This is a genomic window from Peribacillus simplex (assembly GCF_001542915.1).
GTDB classification, from domain to species: domain Bacteria; phylum Bacillota; class Bacilli; order Bacillales; family DSM-1321; genus Peribacillus; species Peribacillus simplex_B.
In genome coordinates this window covers 636752-653551 of record NZ_LNNH01000012.1, presented here as the reverse complement: position 1 = coordinate 653551, position 16800 = coordinate 636752, and the positions used below count along the sequence as shown (strand labels likewise).

General features: G+C 38.6%; 14 protein-coding genes and 1 pseudogene. 10 read left to right on the top strand and 5 right to left on the bottom strand.

The window, feature by feature from the left end:
• Positions 1 to 18 precede the first annotated feature (18 nt).
• From AS888_RS08195 to AS888_RS26365, 7 genes are all read left to right on the top strand, one after another.
• On the top strand, positions 19 to 1734 hold the full coding sequence (locus AS888_RS08195; protein ID WP_061141651.1) for a GMC family oxidoreductase: 1716 nt from the start codon (positions 19 to 21) through the stop codon (positions 1732 to 1734).
• 181 nt (positions 1735 to 1915) lie between these two features.
• On the top strand, positions 1916 to 2179 hold the full coding sequence (locus AS888_RS08190; RefSeq protein WP_061141650.1) for a hypothetical protein: 264 nt from the start codon (positions 1916 to 1918) through the stop codon (positions 2177 to 2179).
• Between the two features lie 221 nt (positions 2180 to 2400).
• A complete protein-coding gene (locus AS888_RS08185) occupies positions 2401 to 3078 on the top strand; it encodes a hypothetical protein (RefSeq protein ID WP_155645418.1) in 678 nt (225 codons plus the stop codon).
• A gap of 191 nt (positions 3079 to 3269) precedes the next feature.
• Positions 3270 to 3587: a putative quinol monooxygenase gene (locus AS888_RS08180; protein ID WP_061141648.1), complete on the top strand. Its 318-nt coding sequence runs from the start codon at positions 3270 to 3272 to the stop codon at positions 3585 to 3587.
• 475 nt (positions 3588 to 4062) lie between these two features.
• Complete coding sequence (locus AS888_RS08175) at positions 4063 to 5460, top strand: right-handed parallel beta-helix repeat-containing protein (RefSeq protein WP_061141647.1); 1398 nt, start codon at positions 4063 to 4065, stop codon at positions 5458 to 5460.
• A gap of 242 nt (positions 5461 to 5702) precedes the next feature.
• Complete coding sequence (locus AS888_RS08165; RefSeq protein ID WP_061141645.1) at positions 5703 to 6959, top strand: ABC transporter permease; 1257 nt, start codon at positions 5703 to 5705, stop codon at positions 6957 to 6959.
• Complete coding sequence (locus AS888_RS26365) at positions 6946 to 7086, top strand: hypothetical protein (RefSeq protein WP_155645417.1); 141 nt, start codon at positions 6946 to 6948, stop codon at positions 7084 to 7086. The genes AS888_RS08165 and AS888_RS26365 overlap by 14 nt, the downstream gene beginning before the upstream one ends.
• A gap of 66 nt (positions 7087 to 7152) precedes the next feature.
• Here AS888_RS26365 and AS888_RS08160 read toward each other — a convergent pair whose 3' ends face one another.
• The 5 genes from AS888_RS08160 to AS888_RS08140 all read right to left on the bottom strand — a co-directional run bounded on the left by AS888_RS08160 (position 7153) and on the right by AS888_RS08140 (position 13024).
• Positions 7153 to 8826, bottom strand: a complete 1674-nt coding sequence (locus AS888_RS08160) for a glycoside hydrolase family 13 protein (RefSeq protein WP_061141840.1) — start codon at positions 8824 to 8826, stop codon at positions 7153 to 7155.
• Positions 8827 to 8875: 49 nt separating this feature from the next.
• Positions 8876 to 9697 (bottom strand): carbohydrate ABC transporter permease, encoded by an 822-nt coding sequence (locus AS888_RS08155; RefSeq protein WP_061141644.1) that lies wholly within the window; start codon positions 9695 to 9697, stop codon positions 8876 to 8878.
• Positions 9697 to 10530, bottom strand: a complete 834-nt coding sequence (locus AS888_RS08150) for a carbohydrate ABC transporter permease (protein WP_397251302.1) — start codon at positions 10528 to 10530, stop codon at positions 9697 to 9699. Before AS888_RS08150 ends, AS888_RS08155 begins: the two co-directional genes overlap by 1 nt.
• A 46-nt stretch (positions 10531 to 10576) precedes the next feature.
• Entirely contained in the window at positions 10577 to 11806 is a 1230-nt protein-coding gene (locus AS888_RS08145; protein ID WP_061141642.1) for an ABC transporter substrate-binding protein, read from the bottom strand.
• 159 nt (positions 11807 to 11965) lie between these two features.
• Complete coding sequence (locus tag AS888_RS08140) at positions 11966 to 13024, bottom strand: LacI family DNA-binding transcriptional regulator (RefSeq protein ID WP_260320161.1); 1059 nt, start codon at positions 13022 to 13024, stop codon at positions 11966 to 11968.
• Between the two features lie 1077 nt (positions 13025 to 14101).
• Here AS888_RS08140 and AS888_RS08135 point away from each other — a divergent pair.
• The 3 genes and pseudogenes from AS888_RS08135 to AS888_RS26120 all read left to right on the top strand — a co-directional run.
• Positions 14102 to 14827: a ThuA domain-containing protein gene (locus AS888_RS08135; RefSeq protein WP_061141640.1), complete on the top strand. Its 726-nt coding sequence runs from the start codon at positions 14102 to 14104 to the stop codon at positions 14825 to 14827.
• 23 nt (positions 14828 to 14850) lie between these two features.
• Positions 14851 to 15903 carry a Gfo/Idh/MocA family protein gene (locus AS888_RS08130; protein WP_061141639.1) on the top strand — a complete coding sequence of 351 codons (1053 nt, stop codon included), beginning with the start codon at positions 14851 to 14853 and terminating at the stop codon, positions 15901 to 15903.
• Positions 15904 to 16245: 342 nt separating this feature from the next.
• Positions 16246 to 16492, top strand: a pseudogene (locus AS888_RS26120) (family 4 glycosyl hydrolase); the annotation flags it as partial.
• Between the last annotated feature and the right edge of the window lie 308 nt (positions 16493 to 16800).

The window sequence follows — 16800 nt, the reverse complement described above, 5'->3', positions numbered from 1 at the left end:
CGGAAAGGGCTGAAACATATGGCAAAAAAACTATCAAAGGTACCCGTCGTCATTGTCGGCATGGGATGGGCTGGGGGTATCATCGCCTCGGAATTAACGAAAGCGGGAATTAAGGTTGTTGGACTTGAACGCGGGAAAGAACGGGATATGAGCGATTATTCAATGGTGCATGACGAATTGCGATTCCAACATCGTGAAGAATTGATGCAAGATCTGTCAAAAGAGACGATTACCCACCGCAATAATCTGAAGATGAGAGCGCTCCCTATGCGAAGTTATGGAACATTTATCGTAGGTGAAGGTCTTGGGGGGGCTGGAAGTCATTGGAATGGGCAAACCTACCGTTTCCTTCCTTATGATTTTGAGATTAGGTCGCTAACTGAAAAAAGGTATGGCAAAAATAAAATTAAATCAGACTATCCCATTCAGGACTGGGGCATTACATATGACGATATGGAACCATATTATGATACCTTTGAAAAAATGGCAGGCATTTCCGGTGAAACCGTTGAGCTATATGGAAAACGTTCCAATCCCTATCCAACAGGTCCGATGATAAAAACACCTGTTTTGGCGGAATTTGAACAAGCAGCGAAGAAGCTGGGCTACAAACCATATATGATCCCTTCTGCAAATCTATCAGAGAATTACAAAAACCCGGATGGCATTTCCCGTTCAGCCTGTCAATATTGTGCGTATTGTGAAAACTTCGGGTGTGAGTACGGGGCAAAAGCAGATCCGGTCGTTACGGTCATTCCCGTTGCAAAAGAAACGGGTAACCTTGACCTGCGCACCTATTCAAACGTCACCCGTATTGTAAATGACGGACGGAAAGCGACAGGTGTTATTTATGTGGATACCTTCACTGGCGAAGAATTCGAGCAGCCGGCAGAAGTAGTGGTATTAGCGAGTTATGTATTTAATAATGTCAGGCTTTTGCTTAATTCCAAGCTTGGAACACCTTATGATCCAAAAACGAAAAACGGTGTAATTGGCAAGAACTATTGTTACCAAGTAAGTTCAGGATATTCAAGCCTTTATTATAATGATCGTGAGTTCAATATATATGGTGGTGCAGGAGCTTTAGGTATAGAAATCCCGGATTTCGCAGGTGATAATTTTGACCATTCGGATGTAAACTTCCTTCATGGAGCAGGAATTCGTACAACCCAGTATGGTAACAGGCCGATAGCGAATAATAACTCACCAATCGGAACACCTTCTTGGGGCGCTGAATTCAAAAAGCAATCAATCAAATATGCCAATAGCATCCTGCAAGTCAAATCTCAAGGAGCCAGTATGCCACATACACAAAATTACCTTGATTTGGATCCCACTTACAAAGATGTTTACGGTATGCCCTTAATGCGGATGACGTATGATTATACCGCCCAAGATCGCGAGTTAGTTAAATACATGGCGAAAGTAACAAGGTCGATTGCTAAAAAAATGGGTCCTGACCATATTGATACGGTCGCTGAACAAGGGGATTTTAACGTAAACACAGATACGAATACGCATAACACAGGCGGAGTCATCATGGGGACCGATCCCAACGATTCAGCCGTTAACACATACCTGCAAATGTGGGATGCTGAAAATGTATTTGTTGCCGGCTCTTCGGCATTTCCACATAACAGCTCGTTTAACCCGACTGGTACACTAGGAGCCTTTTCATATCGAGCGGCTGAAGGAATCGTGAAATACCTTAAAAAAGGCGGCTCTCTCGTCTAAAAGCTCTTCCTTTGACCGTACATAAACAGGATCTGTTCCCAAAAAAATTGGGGATTGGTCCTGTTTTTTGGTGAATTTTATTCAAAGCAACAAATATTGTATGTCTCATTCCAGTCTAATTGCCTTGTTTAATGGACATATTAAACAACATACCAAAAACGTAAATGCGGAGGTTTGAAAAATGAGAGGCAAATGGAAGATCACAATTTTATCCTCTATCCTTTCTGTAAGCTTTCTAACAGCTTGTAATGCCGGTAATAAGGACTTTAATGATCGAGAGGACGTAGATTACCGTCCCGTCCGCTATGAAAGCGACACGAATCCAACGGATAATAATGATGCAGAAAATCGATCATTCAAGCATGATGAAAACCCAGATCAAACAGACAAGCAAATGGAAAAGGGCGATAATCTTGAATTTAACAAATCAAGAGGTGACTTATAAAGCTTGACCAGAGAAAAAAAAAATCAGCTAAAATCTTTTGATGATACTTTGCAAAAGAAGGAAAAAGATGATTGGCTTTATTATCATTATGTAGACCTCGTTATTTATGGACTTTTAGCGGAAGAATGAAAATGAATCATATAAAAAAAGCTTGGAAGTTCCGAGCTTTTTTTATTTATTTTATTTTTGGGGAATAAGGGGCAGGATCGTTTAACAAATCATTGGGTGAATTTGGTAGAATGTATGAATATGAAGAAAAAACATACATACACGGTGGGGGAGATCTTTTGAAAACTAATCATTACAATATATGCTTTATATTAATAGTATCTTTGATGATCATTTCTGGATGCACTGGTCAAGATAACAAAGACAGCATAGCTTCCATTTCGGTTAATTCCGATTCTGAATATACGAATACTTTTAAAAAATTAAATGTAGGGGAATTGTATGATTTTGATTTCAAATTAAATGAAGCAGATAAAACGTGGGTAAATGTGTGGATGGAACGTTACAAAGATGGAAAGAAAGAGCCTCAACCGTTTGCTAAACTATCCTATGGGAATAGCCCCAACAAAGTGGAGGAAGGAAATGTAGGATTTGGAATGATAAATACGAATGATTCGCGTTTAGTTTTTCTTTACGCACCCCATGTAACTGCACCGCCACAAAATATAGACAAAATCCATTCTGATCATGTTTTTACAGGATGGGATTATGCTGTAGGGGAAGATAAAATGACATTAAAATTGGGCGAAACCTATGTATTAGGTGCTTATAGAGAATCTGATGGAAACTCGATAAGGACATACAATTTACTAGACGAAAATGAAGTGAAGAAGATGATAAGTGATGATAAAATTGTCTTTTTGCTTAAAATGAAAATTGAAAAAAAATAAAACAGATATATTGTATGTACATATACTTATGAAGGTAAGCCGTATCGAATCGAAGGTGCACGTTTCTCTGATACCACTGAGGAAGCGGGCTAGCGGATGAGGTTCCTATGAACGTTCATTATGGGAATGGTAGGATAATCATGTGTTGCTGTAGAACTAATGAACAAGAAGACAAATATAAGGAGGACACTATGAGTAAATTCAGTTTGTTTGGCAAGTTCAGTGTACAAGAAGGCGAACGTGACACAATGGTGGAAATCTTGTTGGAAGCAGCGGAATCAATGGAGAATGTAAATGAGTGCGAGATATATCTTGTGAATATTTCTGAAACCGAACCAAATACTGTTTTTGTTTATGAAGTATGGAGTAATGAAACTGCCCATCAAGCGTCACTTACACTTGAAGCAACACAAACCTTAATAAAGCGTGCAAAGCCAATCATTACTGGAATGGAGAGAATCGGCACCTTACAGACAAGGGGAGGGAAGGGCATTTCACACGATGCTTGATTCACGATTCAAGGATTCAAGGGTACAATCCCGTTAATAAATGAACCGGGCAGGATACAAGAATAAATCTTTACCATTAATACTAGTTACCAGATACAGCAAAATTGTGGGTATCATACTTTCCATTTTACAGCTTTGTTGGCTTGGTCATTATATTTTTTATTGTTCAAAAAGTCATTAGTATGGGGATTGACCAATCAAAAGAAGGTAAGGCTTTAAGGTCCGAACTTAACGAAATCAAAAAACTGCTTAAAGATTTAAACGGAAGATAAACATAAAAATGAAAGGCTCCATTTAATTTGGAGCGTTTTTTTGTTTTCCGTTCAGGTGTAACAAGACGTTAAGGTATGATCAATAGAAGCCGTTGCTTGTCGTGCACTTGAAAGTAACTTTCCTTAATGATAAAAATATTGCCATTTCGCTAATTTCAAGTCAATATTATGTAGGTATGAATTGATGGATAAGGAATGATTAAATGAAAAGAATTATATTAATGCTCTTGGCTGCAGCTGTTATCATGATCGGGTTGGTCTTGAATCATGCGATTGCCAAGAAGGATAAGGCCATCTATGTTGCTGTCAATGGAGATGATCAAAGTGCCGGCACAAAATCAAAGCCATTTCGCACACTCAATAAAGCCGCTTCTGAAGCGAAAGCAGGGACGACTGTCTACATACGAAAAGGAATTTACAATGAAAAGCTAGTCGTGAAACATAGCGGAACAAAATTAAAACCAATCATTTTTAGAGCTTACAAAACGGAAAAAGTGATTATTAGTGGGAAAAATTCAAAGGATGTTGAAGGTGATACATCCTTAATTACGATTAATAATAAAAATAATCTTACAATAAAAGGTTTGATGATACAGGATTTAACGACCGATTTATCGGATGAAACAGTCATGGGGATTTATGTAACAGGGTCCAGCAGTCACATTACATTGGAACATAACCATGTGCACCGGATAAAAACACGTGCAGCCGATGGCAATGGTCATGGAATCGCGATCTACGGAACAGGTAAAATGAGAGACATAAATGTTTTGGGAAATACAGTAGAAGATTTAAAACTTGGTTTCAGCGAATCTCTTGTTCTTAATGGAAACATTGACGGCTTTAAGGTGGAAAACAACATAGTTCGCCGAAATGACAATATTGGCATTGATCTGATTGGTTACGAAGGCACCTCTACTGATAAAAATGCTGACTTTGTACGTAATGGAGTCGTAAAAAAAAATCGGGTTTATGAAATATCTTCTTTTGGCAATCCAGCTTATGGGGAAGAGTATTCCGCCGCAGGAATTTATGTGGATGGCGGGAAGAATATAGCCATTGAAAAAAATACCGTTTATCAAAGCGATATCGGAATAGAAGCAACCTCAGAGCATCCTGGAAAATATGCTGATCAGATAAACATAACAAACAATACGATATATCATAACTTTTTCACCGGAATATCAATTGGAGGGTATGATGAAAAGCGGGGCGGGACTAAAAATTCTCTTATCTCGCAAAACATTATGTATCGCAATGATACAAAGGGTATCGATGGTGGCCAGCTTTTATTGCAGCATGATATAAGTAACAACGTGATCGAAAAGAATATTTTGACTGCCGGACCATCCCGCATATTCATCGCTAACTATTTTTCAACAAATAAAGAAAATGATCTAGTGAAGAATGTATTTCATCAAGAAAAAGGAAAAAAGGGGATATGGGTTTGGAAGGAAGAAGACTATACATCTTTTCCTATTTTCAAAAAAGCCTCAAAAAGTGATGCAAAATCCAGTTATTTAGATCCTGGATTTGTTAATTCGAATAAATATGATTTTAGGCTGAAAAAAGATTCACCTGCAAAGTCCATTGTAGACTGAATGTCGCAGGTTAACATAAACTCCCTTATTAACATAAAAAAAAAGGCTGCCAATTTGGTTGCCTTTTTTTATTGCAAAAGAAAAAATCGGCAGATCTGCATTCTAGGTTTGATTGATAATGAATCATTGGCTGGTTTGGTTAACATAGCAAAAAAACCGATTTTGAACCTTATCATAATTGTATTCATTATCGGACATAGCTATATGAAAGTGGTTTAATCCTGAGTGAGGTGAAGAAAATTGTGAAACAATTATTTAAGCTAAGATCTGCTTGGTTTCCAGTTTGGTTAATTACATTACTCATGTTAATCATGATAAGTGTTTACTTACCTGTCTTTAGTGGTGCGAATAAAAATGTACCAAATGTTCCCTTAATCTTTGTGAACGAAGATCAAGGCACTGTTGGAGCCTCTATATTAATGAAACTTAAAGAAAAACAAAATGGAAACTCCTTTAATTGGAAGGCCGCTGACAATGAGAAAAAAGCATTGAATCAATTAAAAAACAATCAGGCACATGGTGCACTAATTATTCCGGCTGATTTTTCAAAAGAAATATCCGAGGTGCAAAAATCGCTACTGTCAGGAAAAGAAACGGGAAGACCAGCAACATTGAAGATTTTATTAAATGAAGGGATTGGCCAATCATCGTCCATGATTGCAAGCAACGTCCTGCAACTGGTTGCTGCGTCCACAAACCAGGAAGTCAGCGGTGAAATAAAAATTATATTAAATCAAAAAGGGATTTCCTTGTCCCCTGAAAACGCATCCCTGATGGATAATCCAGTTCAGTTCAAGACGGAAAATGTACTGGGTCTTCCGGATAATCTCAATAAAGGAATGACGCCATTCGTAATGGTCATCATTTCTTCGATAACAGGGATGATGGGGGCAAATATGATTCGCGGGTACCTTAGGAAAGCAAACGGCGATCTTGAAAACAATGGTTCTTCCTTGAGCTATACAAAAATCCTTAAAGCAGAAATGATATTTAGCATCATTTTAGCCTTTGGTGTCTCCTCCGTTTCCCAAATAGGTGTTTTTGGCTTCTTTGGGAGTTCACACACGTCCAGCATTTTTTTGATTTATCCATTTTCCTTTTTCTGCTGTCTGACCATGATTTCCTTATTCAAATCGCTTTCCTTAATCTTTGGTGGATGGGGGATGCTTGTGATGTTTCCAATAAACATCATGGGCATTTTTTCAAGTGGCGGACCGATACCTTTATCAACCCTGCCTATTGTCCATCGTATATTTAGCTATATCCTGCCTACGAAATATATGGTAGATGGCATGAGGGCGCTGCTATATTATAATGGCAGGATGCAAGCAGGACTCGGCACGGCTTTATTCGCCATATCCGTTTATTTCATTGTCACCCTCGCCATCATCATTGCTTTCATTGTATATTCATCAAATAGAGACAGAAATAATGCGAGTGAGGAAGAGGAAGAGAATATGCAAGTACCAATTGACAGTGAAATTCATGTCAAAAAATAATGATTACCGTATGGAAGAAGAATTGGATAGGACCGAATTACGGGAGCAAAAAGAAAGATACAGGTTTGTAGATCGGATTGAGTTTGCGGATGGAGCAACATCCAAAAAAAAGGCTATATCGCTGTAGAGTGCATCTTAGCACTAGGAAAAATGGGAAAAACTTACCTAGTGGGTAAGTTTTTTCGGCTAGAAGTTACTTCGAGAGATAAACGCGGGCTTCATAAGGTTTTAATGTATTTGAAGAAATCGTATCACAGCCTTGATCCGCATAGTTAGTGATTAACAGTTGTCCAGCTTCACCATTCAGATGCCTTGGCCATTCAAAGGGGGCCGCTTCCTCTGTAAAGTTACATAGAACCAGTAATGTTTCATGATCCAATGTACGTGTATACGCATATATTTGCTCATTCTCTTTTAATACAAGGTCATATGCACCGTACACAATTATGTCATGTTCTTTTCTTAGCTTAATTAGTTTCTGATAGTAGTAAAAGATGGAATTCGAGTCTTCCAATGCTTGCTTCACATTAATTTCCGCATGGTTTGGGTTCACTTTTAACCAAGGAGTGCCTGTAGTAAAACCTGCATTTTGACTATCGTCCCATTGCATGGGAGTCCTGGCGTTATCACGGCCTTTCATATAAATGGATTCCATTACTTTAGCTTGATCCTCTTGACCCTCTATCACTTTTTCACGGTACATATTCAGAATCTCGATATCCTTATAATCATCAAGATCCAATTTAACATTTGTCATGCCTATTTCCTCACCTTGGTAGATATAAGGCGTTCCCTGCATCATATGAAGGAAGGTTCCAAGCATTTTTGCGGATTCCACTCGGTAAGATGTATCATTGCCAAAGCGAGAGACCATTCTTGGCTGATCATGGTTGTTCAAATAAAGGCTATTCCAACCTTTTCCTTCCAATCCTTTCTGCCATTTTGTCATGCATTCTTTAAGATCGTCCAGCTTTAAAGGCTGTACATCCCATTTCCCGCCTGGTCCTGAATCCAAATCCATATGCTCGAATGTGAAAATCATATTTAGCTCAGTACCTCCATTGTTCGCATACTTAGTGGCATCTTCAACCGATGCCCCAGGACATTCGCCGACTGTCATCATGTCATATTTCGAAAGTACCTCACGATTCATCTCCTGCAGATACTCATGGACATGAGGACCATTCATGAAGAAATCGCCGCCCCAATCGTATCGCTTTCCGCCTGGTGTGCTGGGCAATCCTTCGGCTTTGGAAATGAGGTTAATCACATCCATTCGAAAACCATCAATGCCCTTATCAAGCCACCATATCATCATGTCATGAATTTCTTTTCTTACCGCAGGGTTTGCCCAATTTAAATCAGGCTGTTTTTTGCTGAACAGATGAAGGTAGTATTCATCTGTTTCTTGATCATATTGCCAAGCTGGACCACTAAAGACCGATGTCCAGTTGTTTGGCTCTTTTCCATCTTTGCCGGGGCGCCAAATATAGTAGTCTCTGTAAGAATCATCTTTTGATGAACGGGATTCAATGAACCATTTATGTTCATCCGATGAGTGATTAACAACAAGATCCATCATCAATTTCATATTTCGTGAATGTAATCCTTCTAAAAGGTCTTCCCAGTCATTCAAGGTACCAAACTCATCCATAATGTCTTGATAGTCACTAATATCATAGCCATTATCATCGTTTGGAGATTTGAAAACAGGGGATAGCCAAACGACATTGACTCCTAATTCATGTAAATAATCAAGTTTTGAAATAATTCCAGGCAAATCGCCGATTCCGTCCCCATTACTATCCATGAAACTCCGGGGATATATTTGATAAACAACACTTTCTTTCCACCATTTTCTCTCCAATTTCATCTTCCTTCCACTTTTAATTTGTTTCTTAAGTCTCATTCTGCCGTTATTTAACAGCACCTTTCGTCACGCCACTAATAATCCATTTTTGAGCGATGATATAAACAAGGACCATAGGGGAGAGTGCCATTAAATAGGAGGCAAATGCTAAGTTATAATTGGTTGTAAACTGGGACTGGAATACATATTGGACCAGCGGCAATGTCATCGAATCACGATCACTTAAAATAACAAGCGGTAACATAAAATCATTCCATGCCCACAAGCATGTTAAAATTCCGACTGTTGCGTTTATTGGGCTTAATAACGGAAAAATGACTTTCCAAAAAACTGTCCAAATACTTGCCCCATCCACATAAGCTGCTTCTTCCAATGACTTAGGGATCGAACGTATATAGCCCACATAAATAAAAATATTAAAAGCCAAGCCGTATACAATATAGAGAAAGATAAGTCCTGTCATATTATTCAATCCAAATAGGCTCGTTTGCTTGACAACAGGCAACATGATGATCGGAAAAGGTACAAACATCGCACTGACAAAATAGTAATAAAGCAACTTGAAGAATCGTCTATGCATATTACGGGCAATGGCATAAGCCACCATCGAATTAGTCAGTAAGGTAAGAGCAACTGTAAAAACGGTAACGATAAAACTATTTTTAATAGATTGGAAAAAATTCGTCAGGCGAATGGCTTCGGCGAAGTTTTCCCATCGTAATGTTTGGGGCAGTGCCAAAAGTGAGTTGCTCATTTCATCTGGTGACTTGAATGCTGTCACGATTGTAAGGTAGAGGGGAAATAAGATAACCAATGAGCAAATAATGAGCAGTATGGTTATAGGCCAATTTATTTTTTTACTTTCCATTACATATCCACCTCACGTTTTTGAAGGAATTTAATTTGGAGGATTGAAATAACCACAATTAAAATAAAGTAGACCACGGAATTTGCCGCCTGATAAGCGAATTCCCCCCCTGAGAAGCCCCCTTTATATATCAATACCGAAATGGCTTCCGTTGATTGACCTGGACCTCCATTTGTCATTGCAATAATATGGTCAAACACCATTAAAAAGTTTTTCATCGCGAGCACCATATTTATGGTGAAGAAAGATGCAATAAGTGGAAATGTAATGTGTTTAAAACTTTTCCATTTCCCCGCCCCATCTAAACTGGCAGCTTCGTACAATTCGGTTGGAATCGTTTGTAATCCTGCCAAATAGAGAATGGTATTAAATGCAACGGCTTGCCATACAGCCACAATCACAATTCCAACCCATGCTAAATCCGGGTTACCAAGAATATTTTGTGTTAAAGATGTGATGCCCAGCTTTTCAGCAATTTGAGGAATGAAAAATGCAAATAGGTAATTAAAGATAAACCCAACGATTAATACGCTTAGAATATTCGGCACGAAAAACACGGCTCTAAGTGTATTTTGAAATTTAATCTTGGCATTAAGTCCTATGGCAATGGCCAAACTAATGATATTTACGAGTAAAGTGGAAACAATGGCAAATTTAAATGTAAAGCCATAGGATGCCAAGATACGCTGGTCTTGGAATAAATTCACATAGTTTTTCAAGCCAACAAAATTAAAATCCCCATACCCTTTATAATTTGTAAAACTATAAATCATTCCTTGAAAAACTGGAACTGTATGAAATACAAAAAATATTAAAAATGCTGGAAGCACCATCCAGTAATAGGTCTTGGATTGTTTGACCACTCGTTTTTCCCCCTTGTCATTCTCTCGCTTTGACTTTATTCCACTCATCATCCAGTTTTGCAAGGAACGGTTTGACTTCTCCTTTAATTAAAAAATCCTGTACTAAATTGGCTGCCTGCATACTAGCAGGGAAATAGTGTTCCGGAAAACCAGTAATTTTTTGTTGTACAAAATAAGGATTTAGCTCCTTTAAAGCTTCATCATTTTGTAAAACATTTTTAACAGCAGAAAAACTGTTTTGTTCTTTAATGTAATACTGTGAATTTTCCTTTTCTAATAAAAAATGAATGAACATTAACGCTTCTTTTTTATGTGGTGTATTTTTGGACATCGTTAATGCAGTATCTACACCCGATACGAGTTTGTTTTGAGAAGAATCATTGGATGCAGGTAAGGGAAAGGAGCCGAGTTTTATATCTGGGTTAATGGCTTTAATGGCTGAGATGGCCCAGCTTCCCTGGATATACATAACTGAATCGCCATTTGCAAACGCCCGATTGCCTGCATTATAGTCACGACCAAAATTATCCTTATGACCGTAATCGAGCAATGTAAGCATTTTTTCCGAAGTTTCCTTGTAACGCTCCGTAAAAGTTGTTTTATTGGAAATGCGGTCTTGAATAAAGCCGTCCCCCTGCAAGTTACCTGCTAAAGCATTAAAAGAGACCATTGCAGTCCAAGCATCTTTGTACGTAAAATAAAAAGGTAATTCTCCCTCTTTTTGAATCTTTTTCGATAGGTTAATCAATTCATCCCATGTTTCAGGGACTTGTAAGCCTAACTCTTTAAATTTATCCTTGTTATACAAAAGCATATTAGCATTCGTCGCAAAGGGAATTCCATTATCCTCATTACTCGTTCTGCCTAATAAATTGAGCATATTAACATAGTCCGGTATAACTTTATTGATCGCTGGATCCTTTGAAAAATCGTAAAATAATCCTTCCTCTGCAATATCTCCATACGTAGCATTACCTCCAATCGCTAAAAGGTCCGGTACATCTTCTTTCACCAACCTCGTCCGTAATACCGTCTCGGAATCAGGAACGTTATTCTGTTCAATATCAATATGGGGGTGCAATTTTTCAAACCTCTCAATTAACTGATCGAATGTCGCTACAGCTTCAGGCTTATTTTGAAAAAATTCAATATGGATTTTTTCATCGGCCGTCGTTTGATTCGTACATCCTGCAAGTAAACTGGCTATAAATGCTGTAGTACAGAGGCAACGCCACTTATTCTTCATATACGCAACTCCCGTCTGAAAATTTCGTCTATTTTATGCGTAAGTAAACGTTTACTTAAATGCTATTAATGATTTAGAGTAAACGTTTACGTTAAGCCATTTATTATTGGAGTGATAATAGTGCAGTCACTATGTCCACCCCAATTCATACATTCGTTTTTATTCGCTATAGGCACGGACTGTATCACGTTCCGCAATATGATGAGGATAACGCTGGTTTATTTTTAAAGTTGGATTCAATAAAAGTTGAATGGAATCTTTACCCATCTTATATAAGGGCTGCGCTACCGTCGTAAGCGGGGGAATGGCCTTCTCGGCTGTAGCGGTATTATCGTATCCAATAATGGATATTTCTTCCGGTACACTGATGCCTTTTTTATATAATAGTGATAATGCACCTACAGCCATTTCATCGCTTGCACAAAATACAGCTCTTACTTTCGGGTAATTTTTCAATAAGTTCTTCATCCCCTCAATACCACTCTTGAAAGAAAAATCTCCAAACGTGATCATTTCCTTGGTCACTGTTATTCCAACGTTATTTAATGCATCTTTAAAGCCTTCAATACGTGGAGTTGTCGAAATGACATCGCTCTCCGTACCTGCAATCATTCCAATATCAGCATGGCCTTTTTTTACTAAATATGTAGTGGCATCGTAAGCAGCTTGATAATCATCTACTTTAATAAATGGAAGTGGATATTCTGATTCTGTGGCTACTAATACAACCGGTACTTTATTTGTTTCAATTGTTTTATAGTAATCTAGCGTGATAAATTCACTGACGATGATAATTCCATCCACTCGTTTTTCATACAATGCCTGCAAGTAGTTGATCGTTCGTTTACCATCATGATTCGTTTTACAAATCATTACACTGTAACCGAACTCATGTGCCTGTTCTTCGATTCCGGCTAAAACCTCACTTGCAAATAAATCGGATACGTTGGGAACGAGTACTCCTATCGTTTTAGTTTTGCGATTAATTAAACCTCTAGCAACGGCATTAGGTTGATAACCAAGTTCTTCTATTACCTTTTTCACTCGCTGTTGTGTTTCATCCGAGTAGCCAGGCAAATTATTTAGAATACGAGAAACAGTCGCAACGGATACATTTGCTTGTTTTGCTACATCTTTAATGGTAATCGACATGTTGCACCAACTTTCTACGTAAACGTTTTCTAAAAAAACAGTAACATATAAATAAAGCGGTTTCAATACAATTTATTTCAAAATTTGAATATTCTAACATGGATCGTTTGAATGGTTTCATAGGCAATCATTAAAAAAGACAAATATTATAAAAGCAGTGGAAAAGGGTGGGGAAGGGTCACCGGTGATAATTATAGCGGCCTCGAGATATGGAGAAATGCCCAAGATAGTAAATGCACCACATAAATGAAATCAAAAAAATAATCACTGAATATAAAAAAATATCTAGAACAGAAATTATCTAAGCAAATAGGCGGTTATTTCTACTTTTGGGAGAAAAACCAGACTTTGGCGATGGAAGATGAACCAAACAAGGGAAACCTCAGCTCTGAATCAGGATAAATGAAGCGTCTTTTGGAAGCGGAAGTTCGCTGCTGAAAATAATCCCGACTTCCGTTAGACCCCGGGTTCGTTCAGAAGGAAGAGCTCCGTTTATTTGGACTGATCATCAATCAACAGAGTAACTTTTTTGTTTTTACTGTCTATCCAAAGCGGATTAACCATACTTCATTTTGCGGTAACGGAATATCTTGTGAAGAAATAAAATTCGAAAATATCTGAAAAATCATTGAAAACGTTTTACGCATGTGCTAGGGTGTTTTTAGAAAACGTTTACCCAGAAGGTGGGTAAAAATTACAAGTAAAGATGCAGCAAGGAAAGCCGTTGTAACTGTTTCTGGCATTCGGAAAGAAAAGCAGTGCTTAGAAAAGTTTGGAAGAGACTAGATTATTACGCTATTGCTGTCAATGTAGCGAATTGATGTTGAGAAAGATTACAACAGGAGGTCTCCTTTCGCCAATCCCCCTGGGTAATCGATTTCCGGATTCGCTAAATGATGTTGATGCAACGGTAACCACCAGTACTCAAAGCCGCATTCTGTTCAAGTGATGAAATGGCTGTCTACTCACGAACATTGATTTTGCCATCATTTCCTATGAGGCAGAACCCACTTTCAGCAACGTAAACGTTTACGTTGCTTTGACGATTTAGTTCTGTGCAGGCCGAATCTACCGCATATAAAGTTGGAGATTTACAGAAAATAAGACCAATACTTGAAATTAAAATGAGAAGGAGTTTTTAAGATGGTAAAAGTAACTGTTTGGAATGAAAATCGACATGAACAAAAAAATCCAGTTGTAAGGGAAGTCTACCCTGAAGGTATTCATGGTGTAATTGCTGCCTTTTTGCAAGAAGCAGGATTCCATACAAAAACAGCTACATTGGATGAGCCCGAACATGGTTTAACAGATGCTGTTTTAGAAGAAACAGATGTGCTGATTTGGTGGGGGCATTTAGCTCACGATGAAGTAAATGACGTAGTCGTTGAAAAGGTCAAACAGTGTGTATTGGATGGGATGGGCTTAATCGTATTGCATTCTGGTCATTTTTCCAAAATATTCAAAGCGTTAATGGGGACGAGCTGTGATTTGAAATGGCGTGAAGCGGATGAGAAAGAGCGTCTGTGGGTTGTAGCGCCAAGCCATCCAATTGTAGAAGGAATTGGAGAGTTTATCGAATTAGAAAAAGAAGAAATGTACGGGGAACATTTTGACATCCCGGCTCCAGACGAATTAGTCTTTACGAGCTGGTTCGAAGGCGGGGAAGTTTTCCGCAGTGGCTGCACATATACACGAGGCAATGGAAAAGTCTTTTATTTTAGGCCAGGCCATGAAACGTATCCAACCTATCACAATAAAGATATTCAACGTGTCATTATGAATGGCGTGAAATGGGCACACCCAGTTGACAGAAAACGTCCTATATACGGAAATGCTGAACCACTGGAACGAATTGCAGTGAAAAATTAAGGCTATTAAAGGGGAAACTGATTATGAAAACAGTAAAAGTAGGAATCATCGGTTGTGGAAGTATCGCTCAACACCGCCATTTACCGGAATATAAAATGAACAAAGAAGTCGAGATCGTAGCGGTTTGTGATATAAATGAACAGCGCGCCCTTGAAGTTTCCAAGCAATATGGTGCAAAAGCGTATACAAATCATGAAGAATTACTCGCAAGCGGCACGGTGGACGCAGTGAGTGTTTGCACGCCAAACTATTTGCATGCACCCATATCCATATTAGCTTTAAACAAAGGCGTTCATGTATTGTGTGAAAAACCAATGGCTACATCAAAGGAAGAAGCTCAGGCCATGATTCAAGCTGCAAAAGATAGTGGCAAAAAACTTATGATCGGTCATAATCAACGCTTCGTTTCATCACATCAAAAAGCACGGGAACTAATCGAATGTGGTGAAATGGGAAGAATCTACAGCTTCCGGACCGCATTTGGTCATGGGGGGCCTGAGCAATGGAGTGTTGACGGTAAAGAGAGCTGGTTCTTTAAAAAGAATGAAGCGTTTATTGGAGCCATGGGAGATTTGGGTGTGCATAAAACAGATTTACTTCGTTACATTCTTGGTGAAGAAATCGTTGAAGTAGGTGCATTTGTACAAACGAGTGCCAAAGAATTTGCCAATGTCGATGACAATGCGGTTTGTGTATTGAAAACGGAAAGTGGAATTATTGGAACGCTCGCAGCTAGTTGGGCGTACGTTGGACAAGAAGATAACTCCACGATTATTTACGGTGAGAAAGGAATTCTTCGTATAGAAGATCATCCAACGTATTCCTTAATCGTTCAATACGCAACAGGGGAAGTTGCCAATTATGAGCTGGGCAAAATTCAATCAAACGATGAGGGCGGCCAAGATAACTCACATGTGATTGAGCAATTTGTAGATGCCATCGTAGAAGATAAAGAGCCAGCCGTTTCAGGTGAGGAAGGGGCAAAATCCCTATCTGTTATTCTAGCCGCTTTAGAATCTCATGAAACCAAACAAATGGTAAGTACCTTTTTAGCGATAAAAGAGGCAGCAGTTTAATATTGTCGGGGTCCTTGGTTCTCCTGCGATGAACTTCTTTACTGGTAGCTTAAAAAAGGCTATCTATCAAATGGGTCGAGCGTCTATCAAGGTGCCGGAAGGAAAATGAAAGTTGTACGTGAGCAAGTATATTTAGGTAAAAAACTGAGTAGGCGTTCGTCCAGAAGATTTTCATGATGAGCCAGTTTTCATTGAAGCCTCACCCAATACTCTCGTAATAAAGATATTCGTATTTCTTTTACTACCAAACCCATTAAAAAGAAAGCAGTCTCTAATAATACTTGTATGGACTTTGAGATATATTGCTTTATAAATAAATTGTGAAGGATAAGGATTGTTTGTTCCAATCTGCCGGAAAAAGCAGTTGTGGAGGTGCCTTGCCGCGAATCGAAATGGCATTACACCAGCGTATATGGGTGAACTTCCAGAACAGCTTGCGCCGCTGAATCGTTCAAATACATATGTATTGACCATTGAAGAGGCCATGATGACAAAAATGGCCAAATATTATATCAGGCAGCGATGCGCTGGATCCGCATAAAGCGGCAGAACTTTCAATGATGATATCATCAGCAAGTGTGACGACTAAATTGAAGAAAATGGCAAGATGCGCCAAAAATATAAAACGAATCAAGAAGCCATCAGACAGTACTACTGTCTGATGGTCGATGATAGTCATTCAATACTTTAAGCGAAAATGAGGGACTCCTATGGCCACAACAAAACGTCTGCATAGTCGTAAGTCTTGTTCCTGATGAAGCACCATCTGTCCTCATTTTATTATGTAGGCATTCGTAGATGCCAAAAGTCCATCTAATACAACACTAAGGATTTTTTGAAGGATAGGTTTGGATAAAAAATCCTTCCGTTTCCGACCATTCCCCATAGAGGATAGTC